The sequence below is a fragment of the Micromonospora sp. NPDC005553 genome (genome assembly GCF_042871765.1).
GTDB lineage: Bacteria > Actinomycetota > Actinomycetes > Mycobacteriales > Micromonosporaceae > Micromonospora.
The window spans coordinates 122,816-139,043 of the sequence record NZ_JBIAJD010000001.1 but is presented as its reverse complement, the minus strand read 5'-3'; the positions used below and the strand labels follow the sequence as shown (position 1 = coordinate 139,043).

General features: G+C 73.9%; 15 protein-coding genes. 11 read left to right on the top strand and 4 right to left on the bottom strand.

Annotated features, from left to right (window positions below):
- Nucleotides 1-2 precede the first annotated feature (2 nt).
- From ACFYPG_RS00765 to ACFYPG_RS00730, 8 genes are all read left to right on the top strand, one after another.
- On the top strand, nucleotides 3-1,568 hold the full coding sequence (locus ACFYPG_RS00765) for an amidohydrolase (RefSeq protein WP_355007462.1): 1,566 nt from the start codon (nucleotides 3-5) through the stop codon (nucleotides 1,566-1,568).
- Nucleotides 1,565-3,127 carry a lysine 5,6-aminomutase subunit alpha gene (locus tag ACFYPG_RS00760; protein WP_355007463.1) on the top strand — a complete coding sequence of 521 codons (1,563 nt, stop codon included), beginning with the start codon at nucleotides 1,565-1,567 and terminating at the stop codon, nucleotides 3,125-3,127. The genes ACFYPG_RS00765 and ACFYPG_RS00760 overlap by 4 nt, the downstream gene beginning before the upstream one ends.
- Nucleotides 3,124-3,888, top strand: a complete 765-nt coding sequence (locus ACFYPG_RS00755; RefSeq protein ID WP_355007464.1) for an OAM dimerization domain-containing protein — start codon at nucleotides 3,124-3,126, stop codon at nucleotides 3,886-3,888. Before ACFYPG_RS00760 ends, ACFYPG_RS00755 begins: the two co-directional genes overlap by 4 nt.
- Complete coding sequence (locus tag ACFYPG_RS00750; protein ID WP_357223158.1) at nucleotides 3,885-4,277, top strand: hotdog domain-containing protein; 393 nt, start codon at nucleotides 3,885-3,887, stop codon at nucleotides 4,275-4,277. Before ACFYPG_RS00755 ends, ACFYPG_RS00750 begins: the two co-directional genes overlap by 4 nt.
- Complete coding sequence (locus ACFYPG_RS00745) at nucleotides 4,274-5,611, top strand: glutamate mutase L (protein ID WP_355007466.1); 1,338 nt, start codon at nucleotides 4,274-4,276, stop codon at nucleotides 5,609-5,611. The genes ACFYPG_RS00750 and ACFYPG_RS00745 overlap by 4 nt, the downstream gene beginning before the upstream one ends.
- 572 nt (nucleotides 5,612-6,183) lie before the next feature.
- Nucleotides 6,184-7,881 carry an apolipoprotein N-acyltransferase gene (lnt, locus tag ACFYPG_RS00740; protein ID WP_387350854.1) on the top strand — a complete coding sequence of 566 codons (1,698 nt, stop codon included), beginning with the start codon at nucleotides 6,184-6,186 and terminating at the stop codon, nucleotides 7,879-7,881.
- 34 nt (nucleotides 7,882-7,915) lie between these two features.
- Nucleotides 7,916-8,725: a polyprenol monophosphomannose synthase gene (locus ACFYPG_RS00735; protein ID WP_357234695.1), complete on the top strand. Its 810-nt coding sequence runs from the start codon at nucleotides 7,916-7,918 to the stop codon at nucleotides 8,723-8,725.
- Between the two features lie 92 nt (nucleotides 8,726-8,817).
- The gene (locus tag ACFYPG_RS00730; protein WP_355007467.1) at nucleotides 8,818-9,336 is read left to right on the top strand and encodes an FxsA family protein; all 519 of its coding nucleotides are present in this window, start codon (nucleotides 8,818-8,820) and stop codon (nucleotides 9,334-9,336) included.
- 76 nt (nucleotides 9,337-9,412) lie between these two features.
- Here ACFYPG_RS00730 and ACFYPG_RS00725 read toward each other — a convergent pair whose 3' ends face one another.
- From ACFYPG_RS00725 to ACFYPG_RS00715, 3 genes are all read right to left on the bottom strand, one after another.
- Complete coding sequence (locus ACFYPG_RS00725) at nucleotides 9,413-9,754, bottom strand: RNA polymerase-binding protein RbpA (RefSeq protein ID WP_030489777.1); 342 nt, start codon at nucleotides 9,752-9,754, stop codon at nucleotides 9,413-9,415.
- A gap of 231 nt (nucleotides 9,755-9,985) precedes the next feature.
- Nucleotides 9,986-11,140: a hypothetical protein gene (locus ACFYPG_RS00720; RefSeq protein ID WP_387349311.1), complete on the bottom strand. Its 1,155-nt coding sequence runs from the start codon at nucleotides 11,138-11,140 to the stop codon at nucleotides 9,986-9,988.
- Between the two features lie 26 nt (nucleotides 11,141-11,166).
- A complete protein-coding gene (locus ACFYPG_RS00715; RefSeq protein WP_387349310.1) occupies nucleotides 11,167-12,516 on the bottom strand; it encodes an MFS transporter in 1,350 nt (449 codons plus the stop codon).
- A gap of 56 nt (nucleotides 12,517-12,572) precedes the next feature.
- Between ACFYPG_RS00715 and ACFYPG_RS00710 the strand changes: the two genes are divergently transcribed.
- The 3 genes from ACFYPG_RS00710 to ACFYPG_RS00700 are packed head-to-tail and all read left to right on the top strand — an operon-like array spanning nucleotide 12,573 to nucleotide 15,426.
- On the top strand, nucleotides 12,573-13,220 hold the full coding sequence (locus ACFYPG_RS00710; protein WP_387349308.1) for a TetR/AcrR family transcriptional regulator: 648 nt from the start codon (nucleotides 12,573-12,575) through the stop codon (nucleotides 13,218-13,220).
- A gap of 56 nt (nucleotides 13,221-13,276) precedes the next feature.
- Complete coding sequence (locus ACFYPG_RS00705) at nucleotides 13,277-14,608, top strand: flavin-containing monooxygenase (RefSeq protein ID WP_387349306.1); 1,332 nt, start codon at nucleotides 13,277-13,279, stop codon at nucleotides 14,606-14,608.
- Entirely contained in the window at nucleotides 14,605-15,426 is an 822-nt protein-coding gene (locus ACFYPG_RS00700; protein ID WP_387349304.1) for an SDR family NAD(P)-dependent oxidoreductase, read from the top strand. Before ACFYPG_RS00705 ends, ACFYPG_RS00700 begins: the two co-directional genes overlap by 4 nt.
- 9 nt (nucleotides 15,427-15,435) lie before the next feature.
- On the opposite strand, the gene ACFYPG_RS00695 is transcribed toward ACFYPG_RS00700, so the two are convergent.
- On the bottom strand, nucleotides 15,436-16,086 hold the full coding sequence (locus tag ACFYPG_RS00695; RefSeq protein ID WP_387349302.1) for a LysE family translocator: 651 nt from the start codon (nucleotides 16,084-16,086) through the stop codon (nucleotides 15,436-15,438).
- Between the last annotated feature and the right edge of the window lie 142 nt (nucleotides 16,087-16,228).

The window sequence follows — 16,228 nt, the reverse complement described above, 5'->3', positions numbered from 1 at the left end:
TCATGACGAACCCCTCGACGTTGTACCGCGGCGGCGTGCTGCACTGCCCCGCCGACCCGAGCGCCACCGCGCTGCTGGTGTCCGGTGGGCGGATTGCCTGGTTGGGGACCGACGGTGACGCGCCGCCGGCCGACCGGGTGGTGGACCTGGGCGGGGCGTTGGTGACGCCGGCGTTCGTCGACGCGCACGTGCACGCCACCGACACCGGGTTGGCGTTGTCCGGGTTGGCATTGTCCGGGGTGCGCTCGGCGGGGCAGTTGCTCGACGCGGTGGCGGGGTTCGCGGCGGGTCTGCCGGCGGACGCGGTGGTGCTCGGGCACGGCTGGGACGAGTCGGGTTGGTCGGATCCGACGTTGCCGGACGCTGCGGCGCTGGACCGGGCCGCCGGTGGTCGGCGGGTGTACCTGTCGCAGGCGTCGATCCACTCGGCGTTGGTGTCGTCGGCGTTGCTGGCGGCGTGCCCGCAGGCGGCGCAGGCGCCCGGGTACGACGCGTCGGGCTGGTTGCGGCGCGACGCGCACCACGTGGTGCGGGCGGCCGCGCAGGCGTCGGTGAGTCGGGCGCAGCGGGTCGGGGCGCAGCGGGTGGCCCTGGCTCATGCGGCGTCGTTGGGGATCGCGGCGGTGCACGAGTGTGGTGGCCCGGAGATCTCCGACGAGGAGGACTTCACCGGTCTGCTGGGCATCTCCGGCGCGGGCCTGCCGGAGGTGTACGGGTACTGGGGCGAGTTGGGTGGTGCGGCGCGGGCCCGGGAGTTGGGCGCTGTCGGCGCCGGTGGCGATTTGTTCGCCGACGGGGCGTTGGGGTCGCGTACGGCGCACGTGTCGCAGCCGTACGGCGACGGTGAGGGTTGCGGGCACGGGTACCTGTCGGTCGAGCAGGTGCGTGATCACCTGCTGGACTGCGCGGCGCACGGCATGCAGGGCGGTTTCCACGCCATCGGTGACGCGGCGATCGGCACCGTCCTGGACGGGTTCGCGGCGGCGGCGCGGACGGTGGGGGTGGAGCGGTTGCGCGCGGCCCGGCACCGCATCGAACACGCGGAGATCATGAGCAAGGCGTTGATCGCGCGGTTCGTGGAGTACGGGGTGGTGGCGAGCATGCAGCCGGCGTTCGACCGGTTGTGGGGTGGCGCGGGCCGGATGTACGAGACGCGGTTGGGGTTGGACCGGTCGTTGGAGTCGAACCCGATGGGTGCGATGCACTCGGTGGGGGTGGCGTTGGCGTTCGGGTCGGATTCGCCGGTGACGCCGCTGGACCCGTGGGGGTCGGTGCGGGCGGCGGTCGCGCACCACAACCCGGCGCAGCGCATGGGTGTGCGCTCGGCGTTCGCGGCGCACACCCGGGGCGGGTGGCGGGCGGTGCACCTGGACGTCGAGGGGGTCCTGGCGTTGGGTGCGCCGGCGACGTTCGCGGTGTGGTCGACGCCGGCGGGGGTGGAGCGGGGTCTGCCGGTGTTGCAGGCCGAGGACCCGGAGGCGCGGGGTCCGCACGACCCGACGCCGTTGCCGGTGTGTCGGCGTCTGGTGCTGCGCGGTGAGGTCATCTACGAGGAAGGGTCATCATGACCGGGAAGCTTGATCTTGATCCGGTGCTGGTGGCGCGGGCGCGGGAGTTGGCGCGTCGGGCCGGGCAGCCGGTGGTGGACCTGGCCCGCAGCCACACCACAGTGTCGGTGGAGCGGGCGGTCCTGCGGTTGGCCGGGGTGACCGGCGCCGACCCGGACGGCATTCCGTGGGTGAACCGGCTCGTCGAGGCGGTCGCCGCGGATGTGGGGTTGGGCCACGGGGTGGCGGTGCCGGTGTTCGACGCCCTGGTGCGGGAGGGCAGCACCGACGTGACGTTGCTGGCGCAGAAGGCCGCCGCCGGGTCGGTGCGGTTCACCCAGCCGACCGGGCGGGCGGCCACGTCGGCCCGGTCGGCGGCGCGTAAGGCCGTCGGCGCGGGCATCCGGCGCATCGACCGGCGGCGCGCCGAGCGGGACCGCCTCGTGAAGCGCCACGGCGACCCGGCGCAGCGGCCGTGGATCTACCTGATCGTCGCCACCGGCGACATCTACGAGGACATTCCGCAGGCACAGGCGGCGGCGCGCGCCGGCGCGGACGTGATCGCGGTGATCCGTTCCACCGGGCAGTCGCTGCTGGACTACGTGCCCGAGGGCGCGACCCGGGAGGGCTTCGCCGGCACGTACGCCACGCAGGAGAACTTCCGGCTGATGCGTGCGGCGTTGGACGAGTCGTCGAAGGAGGTGGGCCGCTACGTGCGGTTGACCAACTACGCGTCCGGGCTGTGCATGCCGGAGATGGCGGCCCTGGCCGGGTTGGAACGCCTCGACATGATGTTGAACGACTCGATGTACGGGATCCTGTTCCGCGACATCAACCCGGTGCGGACGTTCGTCGACCAGCGGTTCTCCCGGCAGGTGCACGCCCGCGCCGGGATCATCATCAACACCGGTGAGGACAACTACCTGACCACCGCCGACGCGGTCGACGAGGCGCACACGGTGACGGTGTCGCAGCTGCTCAACGAGTTCTTCGCGCACGAGGCGGGGTTGGCGGACTGGCAGTTGGGGTTGGGGCACGCGTTCGAGATCAACCCGGAGGTGCCGGAGTCGTTCCGGTTGGAGTTGGCGCACGCGTTGCTGGCCCGGGAGTTGTTCCCCGACGCGCCGCTGAAGTGGATGCCGCCAACCAAGCACATGACCGGTGACGTGTTCCGGGGCAACCTGCTCGACGGGTTCTTCAACCTGGCCGGTGCGCTGACCGGTCAGGGCATCCTGCTGGTGGGGATGATGACCGAGGCGGTGGTGACGCCGTGGTTGTCCGACCGCGACATCGCCCTGCAGAACGTGCGGTACGTCCTCGGCGCGGCCGGTGGGTTGCACGAGGACTTCGTGCCGGCGCCGGGCGGGTTCATCCGCCGCCGCGCCAACCAGGTCCTCGGTGAGGCACTGGACCTGCTGGATCGCATCGGAGAGCAGACGCTGCTCACGGCGATCGCCGAGGGCACCTTCGGGATCATGAAGCGGCCCGCGGACCGCGGCAAGGGCCTCGACGGGGTCGCCGCGCACGAGGCCGACTACTGCAACCCGGCCACCGACATCCTGGAAGGGGACGCGGCATGAGCGCCGCCGACGCCGCGAAGAAGATCGTGCGGCCGTACGGGGACACCACCGGTGACGGCATGGTGCAGGTGTCGTTCACCCTGCCGGTGACCCACGACAAGCGCGCCGAAGGCGCGGCGGTGCAGTTGGCCAACAAGATGGGCATGGACCCGGCGATGGTGGTGCACGCCAAGCCGATGGGTGACGGGTTCACGTTCTTCGTCGTGTACGGGCGGGTGAACCACCTGGTCGACCTCAACGCCGTGCAGGTGGTGGAACGGGACTTCGCCCTGCTGTCGGCGAAGGACGTCAACACGGTGATCAAGCAGCGGTTGCGGCGCAAGCTGTCGGTGGTCGGGGCGTGCATCGGCACCGACGCGCACACGGTGGGCATCGACGCGATCCTCAACGTCAAGGGCATCGCGGGCGAGAAGGGCCTGGAGTACTACCGGGAGTTGAAGGTCACCAACATGGGCGCGCAGGTCAGCGTGCCGGAGCTGGTGGAGACCGCCCGGGCGGAGAAGGCCGACGCGGTGCTCGTGTCGCAGGTGGTCACCCAACGCGACGCGCACCTGCACAACACCCGGGAGATGTCGGCGGCGTTCCGGGAGGCGATGCCGGCGGGGCGGCGTCCGCTGCTGATCGTCGGTGGTCCCCGCTTCGACGAGACGATGACCGACGAGTTGGGCGTGGACCGGATCTTCGGTCGGGGCACCACGCCCGGCGAGGTGGCCAGCTACCTCGTGCACGCCCTGATCACGCAACGGAAGGCGATGGCATGACCGACGCACGGCTCGGGTTGACGGTGACGCACCGGCGGTATGTGCCGTACTCGCACGCCCACTACGCCGGCAACCTCGTCGACGGGGCGTACGCCCTCGGGTTGTTCGGCGACGTCGCCACGGAGGTGTGCATCCGCACCGACGGCGACGAGGGCCTGTTCGCCGGGTACGCCGATGTGCGTTTCCACGCGCCGGTGCACGCCGGGGACGTGGTCGAGGTCACCGCGCGGGTGTCGCGGGTAGGCAGCCGCAGCCGCACCCTGGAGCTGAGCTGCGCGGTGGTGTGCCGGGGTCGCCCGGACCGTTCCGCGTCCGCCGCGGAGGTCCTCGATCCGCCGATCGTGGCGGTCACCGCGACCGGCACCGTGGTCGTTCCCGCCGCGTCGTGACCCTGGCGGTCTGCGCCGACGTGGGGTCCACGTACACGAAGGTGGCGGTGGTGGACCTGGCCGGCGGTGTCCTGGCCGGCGCGGCGTCGGCGCCCACCACGGTGGGCACCGACGTGCTGCACGGCCTGGACGCCGCGGTCGCGGCGGCCACCGCCGGGCTCGGCGTGCGCGACGTTCCCTGGTACGTGTGCTCGTCGGCCGGTGGCGGGTTGCGGCTGGCCGTGATCGGCTACGAGCCGCTGGTCACCGCGCAGGCCGGCCGGCGGGTCGGGTTGTCCGCCGGCGCGCACGTGGTGCACGTCGCGGCCGGGCGGCTCGGCGCCGCCGATCTGACGGCGTTGCGGGCGGCCCGCCCGGACGTGGTGCTGCTCGTGGGCGGCACCGACGGCGGCGACGCCGACACGATCACCCACAACGCCACCCGCCTGGCCCGGGCCCGGTGGCGGCGGCCCGTGGTGTACGCGGGCAACGCCGACGTGCGCGAGCAGCTGACCGGGCTACTGCGCGACGCCGGGGTGCCGGTCACCGACGCCGACAACGTCCTGCCGCGCATCGGGGTGCTCGCCCCGGCGTCGGCGCGGGCGGCGATCCGCGCGGTGTTCCTGCGCCACGTCATCGGTGGTAAACGACTGTCGCGGGGTGCCCGGTTCGCGCGGTTGGTGCGGGCGGCCACCCCCGACGCGGTGCTCACCGGTGTGGAGGTGCTCGCCGACACCCTCGGCGGTGATCTGGCGGTGGTCGACGTGGGTGGCGCCACCACCGACGTGTACTCGGTGCTCACGCCCGACGAGCGGGCCACCGGGCCGGGCCGGGAGGTCGCCGGCAGTCTGTGGCGGGCCCGCACCGTGGAGGGCGATCTGGGAATGCGATGGAGCGCCCCCGGGGTGGTGCGGGCCGCCGCCGAGGAACGGCTGCTCACCGACGCCGAAGCCGACGACCTGGGTGCCGCCGCGGCGCGCCGGGCGGCCGACCCGGCGTTCCTGGCCGTCGACGACGTCGAGCGGGCCGTGGACCGACGCATCGCCACCCTCGCCGCGACGGTGGCGCTGCGCCGGCACGCCCGAGGCGCCGCCACCGGTGAGCGCGCCGGGCGGGACCTGCGCGACGTGCGGATGCTGGTGGGCTCCGGTGGAGTGCTGCGGCACTCGCCGGCGGACGTGTCCGGGCAGGTGCTGACGGCGGTCCTGGCCGACCACGCCGGCGGGTGGGCGCTGCCGCGCGCCGCCGCGGCGGTGGTCGACGCCGACTACGTGCTGGCCGCCGGAGGGCTGCTCGCCGAGGAGCACCGGGCGGCCGCGCAGGCGCTGCTGCGTGAACACCTGCGTACGCATTGAGACTCGCCGACCCGACACGCCGTGTCGCAACACACGACAGGCCGTCTGCGGGTTGACAACCGACGGGGGTCGGCACGTACCGTCTTTGAGTCCTACCACGGGAAGCGGCTGTTGTTCGCTTCGTCCCTTCGTCCGCTGGCCGAGCGACATGTTCGAGCGTCATCGTCGCGGCGGCCAGGTCCAGCGGGCGGGGGTCGGCGGGGCGGCGCGAACCGGCCGCGGTTACCGGTGTACGGGCAGGGTGAGGTGCACGGCCAGTAGACAACGGCCCGGCGGGGGCAGCCAGTCCACGTCCGGTCGGTCCGAAGGTCGTCGTGCCCCATCCTCGCCACACCGGCCGGGAAGGGCCTGGGAGCATCGGGGCGCGGCGAAAGCCGCGCCCCGATTTCATGTCCCCGCCCCCGCGCTCCCGCCCACGCTCCCGGCGATCTTGCGGTTTCTGTCGTTGATGTGAGCGGGAATGGCCCGTGTGTCGGCACCGAAAGTGCAAGATCGGCGAACAGGGGGCCCGGCCAGCGGGGCCGTCAGCCGGGTAGCCTTCGCCGGGTGATCGAGGTGAAGCTGCGGTGACGATGCTGGACCGGGATGAGACACCCGCCCCCACGGTGATCAGCGCGCCTGCCGTCGTGGGCCGCCCCCTGCCGCTGCGGGTCGCCGTGCCCCTGGCCGTGGCCGCCGGGCTGGCCCTGCTGGTGGCGTTCCCCCCGTACGGGGTGTGGCCGCTCGCGCCGGTCGGGGTGGCGTTGCTGGCCGCCGCCACGCATCGGCGGCGGTTGCGCGCCGGCACCGGTCTGGGCTTCCTGACCGGGTTGGCGTTCTTCGCCCCGCTGCTGGCCTGGACGAACCTGCACACCGGCTACCTGCCGTGGGTGCTGCTGACGCTGCTGCAGGCCGGCTACCTGGCGTTGCTGGGCACCGCCACCGCCTGGGTGTCGCCGCTGGTCGACCGCGTCCGCTGGGCGTGGCCGGCGCTGACCGGGCTGCTCTGGGTCGGGCAGGAGGCGCTGCGCGACCGCACCCCGTTCGGCGGGTTCCCATGGGGGCGGTTGGCGTTCAGCCAGGACGACTCGCCGCTGCTGCGGCTGGCCGCGTTGGGCGGCGCCCCGCTGGTGACCTTCGCGGTGGCGCTCGTCGGCGGGTTGCTGGTCACCGCCGTCTGGCGGGGCTGGGTCACCGCCCAGCACCACGCACCCGAGCCCACCACCACGGCGAGCGACGCCGTGCCGGGCGCTGACAGCCCGCTGGACGGCCCCGCACGCGCCGGGGGTGCCGCAGGGCGTCGCTGGGCGCCGGTGGCCGTACCGGCCGTCGTGGCCGTCGCGCTGACCGCCGGGGCGCTGCTGGTGCCGGTCGCCTCCGCCGGATCCGGCGCGGACGTGACAGTGGCGATCGTGCAGGGCAACGTGCCCCGGCTGGGCCTGGACTTCAACGCCCAACGGCAGGCGGTGCTCAACAACCACGTCGACGCCACCATCGAACTGGCCGAGCGGGTCGCCTCCGGGCAACAGCGGCGACCCGACCTGGTGGTGTGGCCGGAGAACTCCAGCGACATCGACCCGCTGCGCAACCCCACCGCCGGGGCGCGCATCTCCCAGGCCGCCGACACCATCGGCGCGCCGATCCTGGTCGGCGCGGTGCTGCTGGGCCCCGACGCCGGGCAGGTCCGCAACGCGGGCATCCTGTGGCACCCCGGCACCGGCGCGGACCTCGAGCAGCTGTACACGAAACGCCACCCGGTGCCGTTCGCCGAGTACGTGCCGCTGCGCGACGTGGCCCGGATGGTCAGCAAGAAGGTCGACCTGATCCGCAACGACTTCGTGCCCGGAAGCACCCCGGGCGTGGTACGCGCCGGCCCCACCGTGCTCGGTGACGTGATCTGCTTCGAGGTCGCCTACGACGAGGTGGTCCGCGACACCGTCACCGGCGGCGCGCAACTGCTGGTGGTGCAGACCAACAACGCCACCTTCGACGTGGCGGAGGCCCGCCAGCAGATGGCCATGGTGCGGCTGCGGGCGGTGGAGCACGGACGGCCGGCGTTGATGGCCTCAACGGTCGGGGTGTCCGGGTTCGTCGCACCCGACGGGCGGGTAAGCGATGCCACCGGGTTCAACACCCGGGAGGTCGTGGTGCGGCAGTTGCGGCTCGACGACGGACGCACCCTCGCCACCCGCCTCGGCTGGTGGCCCGAGGTGGCGCTCGCCGCGCTGGCCGCGGCGGCCCTGGTCGGCGCGGCGGTGCTGCGCCGGCGGCAGCGGGTCAGGCCCGGATAGCAACAGCCGGTACGCCGGCGGGAGCGGAGGAACCGTGATCCAGGCGACCGATACGATCCGACGCGCGGACGAGGTGCCCGGGGTGGGCCGGGTACTGGTGGTGATCCCCACCTACAACGAGGCCGACAACATCGCCGTGATCGTGGGCCGGGTCCGGCGGGCCGCCCCGGCGGTGCGGATCCTCATCGCCGACGACAACAGCCCCGACGGCACCGGCGCGATCGCCGACGCCCTCGCTGACGGCGACGCGCACGTGCAGGTGCTGCACCGCCAGGGCAAGGAGGGCCTCGGCGCGGCGTACCTGGCCGGGTTCGGGTGGGCGCGTGAGCGTGGCTACCAGGCGGTCGTGGAGATGGACGCCGACGGCTCGCACGCCCCGGAGGACCTGCCGGCGCTGCTGGACGCCGCCCGCGACGCCGACGTGGTGATCGGCTCCCGGTGGACCAGTGGCGCGCGGGTGCTCAACTGGCCGCTGCGACGGCTGCTGCTGTCACGCGGCGGCAACCTGTACGCGCGCCTGGCGCTGGGCATGCCCGTCTCGGACGCCACCGGCGGTTACCGGGTGTACCGGATCAGCGCGTTGGACGCCATCGACCTGGAGTCGGTGACCTCGCAGGGCTACTCGTTCCAGGTGGAGCTGTCGCGGCTGGCGCACCGGGCCGGGGTACGGATCGTCGAGGTGCCGATCACCTTCGCCGAGCGGGAGCGCGGCGACAGCAAGATGAGCCCGAAGATCGTGGCCGAGGCGCTGTGGCGGATCACCGCCTGGGGGGTGCGCGACCGGCGCCAGGCGGTACGCCGGGGCCTGCACGGTACCGCCACCGGCCAGGCACGGTGGCCGTGAGCGGGTCGGGCACGGTGGCCGTGGGCGCGGCCGTGTCATGCTGGATGAGCGGAACCTGTCCGTGGTGTCCGCAGGAATGGCGATGAGGTGAGATGCGCCGAGGACTGAGGTTCGTGCCGTTGGCCCTGTTGCTGGCGGTGGTGCTGGAGCTGGCGGTGTTCGTCGGCGTGGGACGGGCGCTGGGGTTCGGCGCGGCGGTGTTGCTGGTGTTCGCCGCGTCCCTGCTGGGGTTGGTCCTGCTGCGCCGCGAGGGGATGCGCGCCTGGCGTGGGTTCCGGGCCGCGGCGTCGGCCGGGCAACCTCCGGGTGGGCAGGTGACCGACGGGCTTGTCGGGCTGGCCGGGGCACTGTTGCTGGCGGTGCCCGGCCTGGTCAGTGGGCTGGTCGGGTTGCTGCTGCTGGTGCCGCCGGTGCGTCGACTGGCCCGCGTCGGGGTGCGCCGCGCCACCGAGCGGCGGGTGTCGTCGATGGTCGCCGGTGACCTGTTCGGGCCCCGCACGGTGCGGGTGCGCCAGGGTGCGCCGCAACCGACGCCGCAGCCGGAACAGCCCGTGGTGGTCGACGGCGGTCGCGCCATCGAGGGCGAGATCGTCGAACCCGGCCGGCACTGACACCACGCCACACACAGACACGACGGCGCCCCCGGGGAGAATCCCGGGGGCGCCGTCGTCGCGTACGTCGTGCGGCTCAGGCGCGGCCGCGGCGGGTCCGAACCTCCTGCAGGCGTTCCTCCAGGATGTCCTCCAGCTCGGCGATGGAACGCCGCTCCAGAAGCATGTCCCAGTGGGTACGCGGCGGCTTGGCCTTCTTCTGCTCCGGCTCGTTGCCGTCGACGAGTCGGGCGACGCTGCCGTCGAACTTGCATTCCCAGGTCATCGGGACCTCGGCGTCGACGGCGAACGGCACCTCGAACTGGTGGCCCTTGGCGCAGAGGTACTCGCGGGTCTGACGCGGCGCGAGCTCCGTGTTGCGGTCGGATTCATAGCTCACCGCGCCAAGGCGGCTTCCGCGCAGCATACGCTCGCCCATGATCGACTTCCCCTCGTTCGTGGTGCTGGTCTTCTGGGTGTAACGGTGCGTCCCCGTCGAGCCATTCCCGCCCGAGGGCGTGAGGCGTCCACGGGTGGGCCGGGACCAAGGGTAGCCGGCCGGGACGCTCACCCGGTGAGGTGATCCCCAGGCGGGTCGGGACGACGGTGCGTGTCCGCTGCCACCGGGGTGGTTAACCGCTTGAGCCTACCGAAGGTTGCGCCACGATCGTCAGGTGGCGTCCTTGGTAGTGGTGGCGCCGAGGCGGGCCAGCGCCAACGCCAGGTCGCTGACCTGGTCACCGAGCTGCGCCACCCGCCGCTGCGCGAGATCCCGGTCGGTCTCGGCGGCGTCGAGTCGTACCGTCAGGGCGGTGCGGTGACCCTCGGCGGTCGCCGCGGCCTGCCGGGCCACGGTCAGCTCGGCGGTGAGCGTGTCGCGCTGGGCGGCCAGGGCCGCCACCTCCGCGCGCAGGCGGGCCGCGACCTCGGCGGCCTCCTGCCGGGCGTCGTCGGCCTGCCGGGCGGCGACCTCGGCGCGGTCGCGGGCCCGGTCGGCCTGCTCACGCGCCCGGGCGGCGTCGGCAGCCTCGGCGCGGGTCCGCGCTGCGTCGGCGCGCGACTGCTCGATCTGGCGCCGGACGTCCTGCACCTCGGCCTGCCACCGCCCGGCCCGCTCGGTCGCCTCGGCGGCGGCCCGGCTGGCCCGTTCGGCCTCGGCGCGCAGCGCGTCGCGTTCCACGCTCAGGTCGACCACCCGCTGCCGTTCGGCGTCGCGCTCCGTGCGCAGGTCCCGCGCCTCGGCGCGGGCCTGGTCGCGGTCGCGTTCGGCCTGGGCGCGCAGCGCCTCGGCGGCGCTGGCGTCGTGGCGCGCCTGGTCGCGGGCGGCCTCGGCGTGCCGCGCCCGCTCGTCGGCGGCCGTGCCCTGCCGCTGGGCCAGCTCGGCGCGCTGGCGGGCGTCGTCGGCCTCGGCGCGGGCCTCGCGGGCCTGCTCGCGGGCGCGCGCCGCGTCGGCCGCCGCGTTCTCGGCGTCGTCGCGGGCCTCGTCGCGTTCGGTCTGCGCCGCCGTGATCTCGCTGGCGGCTTCCGCGCGGACCTGCGCGAGCTGTCGCTGCACACCCACCGGGGACAACTCGGCGTGCAGCGACTCGGTCAACGTCTCGACGATCTGGTCGAGCCGGTCCACCGCCTCCCAGGTGCGGGCCACCTGCCCGGGCAGACCGGGGGCGTTGCGGTGGCGCATCCGGCTGTTGCGCGAGGCGCGCTGGCAGGCGCCGTCGTTGTCGCGGCAGTAGCGAAACGGTCGACCCGCGCCGACACGCTGCGGCACCGGTGCTCCACAGTGGGCGCACGGGCGGGTCTCGGTGGTGCTGGGCTGGGCGTCCATCGAGGGCGAAGTCTAGTGCCGGCCGATCAGCTCGCCGCCCGGGCCGTCGCGTCCAGGGTGTAGCGGCGTTGCAGCAGCACCGCCGCCAGCATCGCCACCGCCGGCAGCAACCCGAAGCCGTAGCGGACCGCCGCGAGCGCGGCGTCCGGCTGCACCGGCGACTCACCGGCCGTCGAGGCCACGAAACCACCCACGGTCAGGCACAGCGCGTACGCGTACGGGCCCAGGGCCGCGCCGGTGGCCTCGGTGGCCGTCCACACCCCGGTGTAGGTGCCGGCCCCGATGCCGCCGGCGTTGCGGATCACGTCGGGCAGCATCGAGAACGGCAGCAGTTGCATGCCGGCGAACGCCACCCCGAGCACCGCCACCGCGCCGATGAGCACCGGCAGGCCGGCCGGTCGGCCCACCGCCAGCACCAGGGAGCCGATCGCGAACGCGCCCTGTGCGCCGAGCAGCGCCCGCTGCTTGCCGACGCGTCGGGCCACCACCAGCCAGGCCGGAGTGACCAGCAGCGCCGGCGCCACGAACGCGGCCACCAGCACCGTGGTCAGGCCGGGCGCGCGCAGCTCGTACTCGGCGTAGTAGGGCACCCCGGCGAGCACCAGGTGGGTGGTGGTGGACATCGCCAGGTACGCGGCGACCAGCCACCGGAACTGCCTGTCGCGCAGGGCCGTGCGCAACGCCCGCCACCCGCCGTGCCCGGGCGCGGTGCTGGCCGGCGCGGACCCGCGCAGCCGGGCGATGCCGGCGACACCGACCAGCATGGCCACCAGCATCCCCACGGCCAGGACCACGCCCATCCGCTGGTAGCCGCCCCGCGTCGCGGCGTCGCCGCCGGTGAGCAGCGGGGCAAGCAGCCCGGAGACCAGGATGCCCAGGGTCAGCACCACCATCCGGAACGCCATCAGCCGGGTGCGTTCGTCATAACCGATGCGCAGGTCGGCCGGGGTGGCCAGGTAGGGGACCTGGTAGGCGGCGAAGAGCAGGTTGCCGGCGATGAAGAACACCGCCACCCACGCGGCGGCCGGCGTGCCGGTCAGGCCGCCGGGCACCGCGAAGAGCGCGGCGAACGCGACCGGCAGGGCGCAGCCGATCAGCAGCAGGCGACGACGGTCGCCGCGTCGGGTCTGCTCGATGTCGGCGCGGTGCCCCACCCACGGGTGCAGCAGCACGTCGGCGACCTTCGGCAGCAGCAGCGCCAGGCCGGCCAGCCACGGCGCGACGGCCAGCACGTCGGTGAGGAAGTAGAGCAGCAGCAGGCCGGGCACTGTCACCCAGACGCCCATGCCGAGCGAGCCGGCCGCGAAGCCCGCCAGCGGGCCGCGTGGCAGTGTCGTTTCGGTGGCGGCCACAGGCCGCCGGTCCAGCCCGGTCATCGCCGCATCCTCTCCGCAATCCAACGGTTGCTGGATTCTAGGGGCAGAATGGCGCCATGACCATGCCCCGCCGCCGCCCGGGTCGGCCCCGCCGCGACGAGACCCGGCCGACCCGCGAGGTGGTGCTCACCGCGGCGACCGCGCTCTTCGCCGAGCGGGGCTTCGACGCCGTCGGGCTGCGGGAGGTCGCCGCCGCCGCCGGCGTCGACGTCGCCACTGTCGCGCACCACACGGGTACGAAGGCAGCGCTCTACGACGCGTGCTTCGCCCGGGTGTTCGCCGCCGAGCGGGACGTCCTCAACGAGGCCGCCGAGCAGGCCCGCGCCGCTCTCGACGCCGGTCCGGACGCGGCGCGAAGAGCCCTGCACGAGCTGGTCGACGTCTTCGTCGACTTCCTGGAGGACCGCCCCGAAACCACCGCGCTGTGGCTGCGCCGCTGGTTGGAACCGCAGCGGCACGCCGAGCTCGACCAGCGCTACGCCGACCCGTTGTACCGGCTGGTCGCGGAGCTGCTCACCGCCGCCGCGGCGACCGGCGCCCTCGCCGAGCCGACCCCGCACATCACCGTGCGCAGTCTGGTGTGGGCGACGCACGGGCACGTGGTGGCGCTGGCCGCGGGCGCGCCCGGCGCTCGGGAACGGCGCGAGTTCCGGGCGTTCGTGCACCGCCTGCTCGACGGGCTCTACGGATCACCGACCCCTTGACGGGCCGCCGCCGTACGACGATTATCCATCGGACGTTGGATTAAATGGGGGCGGCAATGGGCGTACCACCTCGGGTGGCGGTGATCGGGGCCGGCGCCGCCGGGCTCGCCGCGGTCAAGGCACTGCGCGACGTCGACGTGGCGACGGTGGGCTTCGAGGCCGCCGAGCAGGTCGGTGGCCTCTGGGTGTACGGGGCGCCTGACTCGCCCGCGTACCGCACGCTGCACCTCAACACCAGCCGTGGTCGAACCCAGTTCGCCGACCACCCGATGCCGGCCGACTGGCCCGACTACCCCGACCACAGTCGTGTCGCCGGTTACCTCGCCGACTACGCCGCGCGCTTCGGCCTCGCCGACAGCATCCGGCTGGGGCACACAGTGCAGCGGGTCACCCAGCACCCCGACGGCACCTGGACGGTGGCCGCCAGCGGCCCGACCGGCCCGGTCGAGGTCACCGTCGACGCCGTGGTCGTCGCCAACGGGCACAACCGGGTGCCCCGCCTCCCCGACCCCGGCTACCCCGGCACCTGCACCGCCGAGCAGATCCACAGCCACGACTACCGGGGTCCGGAGCAGTTGGCCGGCCGGCGGGTCCTGGTCGTCGGCGGCGGCAACTCCGCTATGGACATCGCCGTCGACGCGTCGTACGCCGCCACCCGCACCCTGCTGTCGTTGCGCCGGGGCGTCTGGGTGGTACCGAAGTACCTGCTGGGACGACCCTCGGACACCCTCAACGGGGCGTTGGCCCGCCGACTGCCGTGGCGTCTGCGCCAACGCATCACCCAGACGATGCTGAGCGCCACCGTCGGCAACCCCAGCCGCTACGGGCTGCCCGCGCCGACGCACGGCTTCCTGCAGGACCACCCGACGCTCTCCGACGGGTTGCTGTCGCGGCTGACCCACGGTGACGTCGAGGCCCGACCCGGCGTCGCCGCCCTCGACGGCGACCGGGTGGAGTTCACCGACGGTCGCAGCGACAGCGTCGACCTGATCATCTGGTGCACCGGCTACCGGGTGGACGTCCCGTTCCTCGACCCGCCGTTGCTCGCCGGAGGCGCCGACACCCTGCCGCTGTACCGGCACGTGTTCCACCCCGACGCCCCCGGGCTGAGCTTCGTCGGGTTGATGCAGTCCACCGGCTCCGCGTTCCCCCTGGTAGAAGCGCAGGCCAGGCTGATCGCGGCGCACCTCGCCGGCCGGTACGCGCTGCCGGACCCGGCCCGACAGCGCGCCGCGTGCCGGGCCGAACTGCGGGCCGCGACCGCCCGCTGGGGTCAGCGCCGCCCGGCGATGCGGGTGGACTTCGACGTCTACCTGGCCGAGCTGGCCCGGGAGTTGGCTGTCGGGACCCGTCGCGCCCGCCCCACCTCGAGCGGAGCCGGGCGGTGACGAGATCGTTGACCGGTCGGCGGGTGCTGGTCACCGGGGCGAGCGGGACCTTCGGCCGACACCTCGGCGCCGCGCTGAGCGCTGCCGGCTCCCGGGTGGTCGGGCTCGACCTGCACGCCCGTTCCGACGGGGACGTGCCGGTGCTGGCCTGCGACCTGACCGACCCGGACGCCGTACCGGCTGGGGTGCGGGCCGCCGCCGACCGGCTCGGCGGGCTCGACCTGCTGATCAACAACGCCGGTGTCGGTGGTCCCGCGCCGGCCGAGTTGCCGCCCGACGAGGTGGTCCGCCAGCAGTTGGAGGTCAACCTGCTCGCCGCCTGGCGTACCACCGCCGCCGCGCTGCCCCCACTGCTCACCGCACGCGGACGGGTGATCTTCGTGGCCAGCCGGATGGCGGTGCTGCCGCTGCCGCTCGCCGCCGCGTACGGGGTGAGCAAACGGGCCCTGGTCGCCTACGCCGACGCGCTGCGCCACGAGGTGGGCACCCACGTCGGGGTCAGCGTCGTCTACCCGAGCATGGTCGCCTCACCGATCCACGACAGCACCGCCGAGGCCGGGCTGTCCCTGCGAGGGGTGTCGCGCCCCGAGCCCGTCGAAGGAGTGGTCGCGGCGATCCTGCGGACCGCCACCGCCCGGCGGGCGCCCCGTGACGTGGCGACCACCGCACGCGGTCGGCTGGAGATGGCCGTCGGCCGGCACGCGCCCGCGCTGGCCGACCGGCTGGTACGCCGCACCCTCGCCGCCCGGCTCGCCGCCGGTGACCTGGACGCGGCGCCGCTTGCCGCGGGGATGCTCGGCCGCCACCAGGGGCGCTGACCGCCTAGGTCAGGGCGTGGCGACGGCAGCGCGCGAGCGGTCGGCGGCGATGCGCACGGCCAGCGCCGCAAGCGCGGTGCCGGTGACCCACCGCTGCACCCGCAACCACACCGGCCGGCGGGCGAAGAACCCCGCGAGGGCACCGGCGCTGAGCACGATCAGCGCGTTCACGCTCAGCGCCACGATGATCTGGGTCAGACCGAGCAGCAGGCTCTGTGTGGCCACGTGCCCCCGCGTCGGGTCGATGAACTGCGGTAGCAGCGACACATAGAGGATCGCGATCTTCGGGTTCAGCAGGTTGGTGACCAGGCCCATGGTGAACAGCCGCCGGGGCGGGTCCGGTGGCAGCGGCGCGGGCCGGAACGGTGACTGCCCACCCGGGCGCAACGTCCGCCAGGCCAGCCAGAGCAGGTAGCCGGCGCCGGCCAGCTTCACCACCGCGTACAGCGACGGCACCAGGACGAAGACGGTGGCCAGGCCGGCGACCGCCGCCGCCAGGTAGACGCCGAAGCCGGCGGCGACCCCGAGCAGCGAGATGAGCCCGGCACGGCGGCCCTGCGCCACGGAGCGGGAGACCAGATAGACCATGTTCGGGCCGGGCGTGAGCACCAGCCCCAACGCCACCAGCGCGATGCCCAGCAGTGCACCCGTACTCACCATGACGCTTCCCCCGTCCGATGGATCCCTCCCCGACCGTAATCGGGACGAACGTCCCCACCCAGGGCCACCTGGCAGGCCGTGGCCTGCGATCCGCGGTGATCCACTCGCGTTCGGCGCGACGGCAGCACCATCGGCGGGAATG

Bases quoted from the DNA above. Each gene is read 5' to 3' on its own strand.
- ACFYPG_RS00765 (WP_355007462.1), top strand. From the start codon at position 3: ATGACGAACCCCTCGACGTTGTACCGCGGCGGCGTGCTGCACTGCCCC.
- ACFYPG_RS00760 (WP_355007463.1), top strand. From the start codon at position 1,565: ATGACCGGGAAGCTTGATCTTGATCCGGTGCTGGTGGCGCGGGCGCGG.
- ACFYPG_RS00755 (WP_355007464.1), top strand. From the start codon at position 3,124: ATGAGCGCCGCCGACGCCGCGAAGAAGATCGTGCGGCCGTACGGGGAC.
- ACFYPG_RS00750 (WP_357223158.1), top strand. From the start codon at position 3,885: ATGACCGACGCACGGCTCGGGTTGACGGTGACGCACCGGCGGTATGTG.
- lnt (WP_387350854.1), top strand. From the start codon at position 6,184: ATGCTGGACCGGGATGAGACACCCGCCCCCACGGTGATCAGCGCGCCT.
- ACFYPG_RS00730 (WP_355007467.1), top strand. From the start codon at position 8,818: ATGCGCCGAGGACTGAGGTTCGTGCCGTTGGCCCTGTTGCTGGCGGTG.
- ACFYPG_RS00725 (WP_030489777.1), bottom strand. From the start codon at position 9,754: ATGGGCGAGCGTATGCTGCGCGGAAGCCGCCTTGGCGCGGTGAGCTAT.
- ACFYPG_RS00720 (WP_387349311.1), bottom strand. From the start codon at position 11,140: ATGGACGCCCAGCCCAGCACCACCGAGACCCGCCCGTGCGCCCACTGT.
- ACFYPG_RS00715 (WP_387349310.1), bottom strand. From the start codon at position 12,516: ATGACCGGGCTGGACCGGCGGCCTGTGGCCGCCACCGAAACGACACTG.
- ACFYPG_RS00710 (WP_387349308.1), top strand. From the start codon at position 12,573: ATGACCATGCCCCGCCGCCGCCCGGGTCGGCCCCGCCGCGACGAGACC.
- ACFYPG_RS00705 (WP_387349306.1), top strand. From the start codon at position 13,277: ATGGGCGTACCACCTCGGGTGGCGGTGATCGGGGCCGGCGCCGCCGGG.
- ACFYPG_RS00695 (WP_387349302.1), bottom strand. From the start codon at position 16,086: ATGGTGAGTACGGGTGCACTGCTGGGCATCGCGCTGGTGGCGTTGGGG.